Origin of the sequence: Nostoc sp. 2RC (genome assembly GCF_014222165.1) — a bacterium.
GTDB classification, from domain to species: Bacteria; Cyanobacteriota; Cyanobacteriia; order Cyanobacteriales; family Nostocaceae; genus Nostoc; species Nostoc linckia.
Window position 1 is genome coordinate 1 of the sequence record NZ_JACKZU010000758.1, and the last position, 874, is coordinate 874.

1 protein-coding gene is annotated in these 874 nt (G+C 42.6%); it reads left to right on the forward strand.

Annotated features, from left to right (window positions below; all coding sequences use genetic code 11):
• Positions 1–119: 119 nt before the first annotated feature.
• Positions 120–770 carry a nucleotide exchange factor GrpE gene (gene grpE, locus GNE10_RS34860; RefSeq protein ID WP_185570554.1) on the forward strand — a complete coding sequence of 217 codons (651 nt, stop codon included), beginning with the start codon at positions 120–122 and terminating at the stop codon, positions 768–770.
• Positions 771–874: the final 104 nt, after the last annotated feature.

Consider the following 874-nt stretch of genomic DNA (forward strand, 5'->3'; position numbering starts at 1 on the left):
GGATGGGGAGATAGGGGAGACAAGGGAGAATAATAACTCCCCAGTTAACAGTCATCAGTTAACAGTCATCACTCATCAGTTAACAGTCACCAGTCAACAGTCAACACCCCCAATGCCCCATGCCCAACATTGATTTCAGTGAAAAGTTACAAGATTTAATGCAACGAGTGGGTATTTCTAGTTTTAAAGCCCTCAGTCGTGCTACTGGTGTCTCAGAGCGTCAAATTTTGCGTTTACGGCAAGGAAAACTAAAGGAAATGCGGGTAGATGTGCTGCTGAAGCTGTCGCCAGTGTTGAAGATGCCATTAAATGAATTGGTGACAACTTTTTCAAGTGTAGAATTATTACAAAATCCAACAACTAATCAAGAATTATTACAAGAAATTACAAATTTAAAAATAGAGTACGAGCGCTTGCAACTTCAATTAGAACAGCAGCGAGAAATATTACTAAAAGAACTCCAGCAGTCAACTTTACAGCTGCTGGAGTCTTTGTTGTTGCAATGGCCAACAGCAGCACAAAAAGCCCAGGAAAATCCAGAGTTTGCAGCAGTGAAAATAGTGCCATTAATACAGAAACCCCTAGAAAAACTTTTACAAGGGTGGGGAGTGGAAGCGATCGCATCTGTAGGAACAGAAGTACCCTACGATCCCCAACTACACCAATTGATGGAAGGAACTGCACAATCTGGAGAAAAAGTCAAGGTGCGCTACACTGGTTACCTTCAAGGTGACAAACTGCTTTATAGAGCCAAAGTCAGTCCTGTGTAGAAAAAATTGGGTATGGGGCATTGGGGGTGTTGACTGATGACTGATGACTGTTAACTGATGACTGTTGACTGGGGAATTATATTCTCCCCATCCCCCCATTCCCC

What these genes read in the sequence shown, in the direction of transcription:
- grpE (WP_185570554.1), top strand. Translation starts at nt 120, where the DNA reads ATGCCCAACATTGATTTCAGTGAAAAGTTACAAGATTTAATGCAACGA.